General features: G+C 47.4%; 3 protein-coding genes. 2 read left to right on the forward strand and 1 reads right to left on the reverse strand.

Going from position 1 to position 2262, the window contains the following annotated elements; genetic code table 11:
- The first annotated feature begins 44 nt into the window (after positions 1–44).
- Together AC1DUA_RS34515 and lepB are read left to right on the forward strand one after the other, a co-directional pair.
- On the forward strand, positions 45–692 hold the full coding sequence (locus tag AC1DUA_RS34515; RefSeq protein WP_477504035.1) for a response regulator: 648 nt from the start codon (positions 45–47) through the stop codon (positions 690–692).
- Positions 693–718: 26 nt separating this feature from the next.
- Complete coding sequence (gene lepB, locus AC1DUA_RS34520) at positions 719–1267, forward strand: signal peptidase I (protein ID WP_477504036.1); 549 nt, start codon at positions 719–721, stop codon at positions 1265–1267.
- Between the two features lie 66 nt (positions 1268–1333).
- On the opposite strand, the gene AC1DUA_RS34525 is transcribed toward lepB, so the two are convergent.
- Positions 1334–2020 carry a hypothetical protein gene (locus AC1DUA_RS34525; protein WP_477504037.1) on the reverse strand — a complete coding sequence of 229 codons (687 nt, stop codon included), beginning with the start codon at positions 2018–2020 and terminating at the stop codon, positions 1334–1336.
- Positions 2021–2262: the final 242 nt, after the last annotated feature.

The raw sequence follows: 2262 nt of genomic DNA on the forward strand, positions 1-2262 counted from the left end.
CTGGAGAATAGAACGAGAAGTTCTGCTGACGAGAGGAGAAGCAAATGGACGATACATTGATTAAGGTCTTGCTTGTCGATGATCACGAAATGGTGAGGATCGGGCTTGCCGCTGTTCTGGGCACGGAGGATGGCATTGAAGTGGTCGGAGAAGCCAGCAATGGGCATGATGGCATTCGGTTGGCTCAAGAATATCGGCCGGATGTCGTGCTGATGGATTTGGTCATGGAAGGCATGGATGGGATCGAAACGACCCGGAAGCTGCTGCAGCTGTACCCGGATTGTAAAGTCATTGTGTTGACTAGCTTCTTGGATGATGAGAAAATGTATCCAGTGATTGAAGCTGGGGCTTTCAGTTATTTGCTCAAAACGTCACGTGCTTCCGAAATTGCACAAGCGATTCGAGCCGCGGCCAAAGGGCAATCTATTCTAGAGTCTCAGGTTGCCTCTAAGATTATGAACCGTTTCAGACAGCCGAAGGCGGCAGCGGAACCGCATGAAGAGCTGACGGATCGGGAAATGGAAGTTCTGCGGCTGATAGCCAAAGGGAAGTCGAACCAGGAGCTGGCGGATGATTTGTTTATCGGTGTGAAAACAGTGAAATTTCACGTTACGAATGTACTCGCCAAGCTTGGTGTGGAAGATCGAACACAAGCTGCAATCTATGCCTTTAAGCACGGCTTGGCTGAGTAGCAACAAGGGACAAGGGAGCGATAAGGATGAATTTTCTCAAGCAATTGTGGAGCTGGTTTGGTTCCATTGCCATTTCTTTTGTTTTAGTCGTATTTCTTGGCGTTTTTGTGTTCCAATCGACCAAAGTAATGGGACATTCTATGGACCCAACGCTGCATGACAGTCAGCGCGTGTATGTATCAAAGCTTTCTCATACGTTCAATTACGAGCCAAATTATGAGGACATTGTCATTATTGATTCCAGAGTAGATTTGAAGCGGACGTTCAAGAACGATCTGCTGGACAGCCCCCTGCTTAGCTTATTTACAAAAGGCGATGACAAACATGTTTGGATCAAACGTGTGATTGGGAAACCTGGCGATCGTTTAGAGATGAAAGACGATAAATTGTATCGAAATGGTCAACTGCTCGAAGAACCGTACTTGAATGAGGCGATGAGAGCAAATGGAAACAAACAGTGGACGGTCCCGGAAGATCACGTATTCGTGATGGGAGATAACCGAAATAACAGTATGGACAGCCGAGTCATTGGTTATGTTCCGATCGATCATGTCTTAGGCAAAAAGCTATTCTAAAAAAAGCGGCCCTCCGGGTGAGCATGCAGGTGCATGGCTCATTCCAAAGGGTCGCTTTTTTTCAAATTACATCTGTGTATCGAGCAGCAGCCCTCTCATCGGAACTGGCAAGTAAGCTTGGAGCTTTGAACGGTATTGCCCGTAAGGCTGTAGGTCAGAACGGGACATTTGGAACAGCGCTTCAGAGGGTACTTGCTGCAGCTGTCCAAGGCTATTCGCCAAGGCAGCAGCGAAGCTGGTGAGGTTGCCGAGGCTTTTGCGAAAGGTGCCAGAAAGGCTGTTGACCTGACCTTGAAGCTCATCTTCCTGGAGTTCGAGGCTGCCATCATCGAGCTTGTTGATGCCGATTTCTTTGAGCGAATACGGCTTAGCGGCTTGTTCTAGCCCGGCAAGTAGCGAGCGATTCATGTACGAAGGCGACTCCCGCAAGGAGGTCTGAAGTTCATTATATGTATCAACAAATTCACGGATAGGCTCTAGGATGGTTTCACGATTGTTGTCGCCCGGTCTTGCTTTGACCAAGGATTGTGCGGACAGTTTGGCATTCTGGGCAGTTTGAACGAATCCAGCTACGTTTTTGGCCGCTGATTTAGCGATCGTTTGATACGGTGAACCCTCATATGGCAAATTAAGCTGCTCACGAATCGTCGTAGATTTACCGCCTGCAATGCCGCGAATACCGCTAACCCGGTAATAATCCTTATGGGTTTGGTAGCTATTTACTGCTGTTATCGGAGGATAGGCATAGATCATTTCAATCACCCCTTTTCACTTAATTCTAGTATAGCATTCGTAGGTATTGGGGTAAATTGGTACTTAGCTGATGAATTTGAGCAAGGAGCTGAGTCATTTCCGCCAGCACCAACATAAGATAGCATTATTGCTTCTTGTGGAGGCGATGCAGCGTGATTCGCAAACGGTTAGCTGCTAATGACGATCGGGCGATTCATCGTTTGGTTGTTGAACAGTTAGTACCCTTTTCCAGACAATATCAC

The organism is Paenibacillus sp. 01T422 (genome assembly GCF_056398785.1).

What these genes read in the sequence shown, in the direction of transcription:
- lepB (WP_477504036.1), top strand. Translation starts at nt 719, where the DNA reads ATGAATTTTCTCAAGCAATTGTGGAGCTGGTTTGGTTCCATTGCCATT.
- AC1DUA_RS34525 (WP_477504037.1), bottom strand. Translation starts at nt 2,020, where the DNA reads ATGATCTATGCCTATCCTCCGATAACAGCAGTAAATAGCTACCAAACC.
- AC1DUA_RS34515 (WP_477504035.1), top strand. Translation starts at nt 45, where the DNA reads ATGGACGATACATTGATTAAGGTCTTGCTTGTCGATGATCACGAAATG.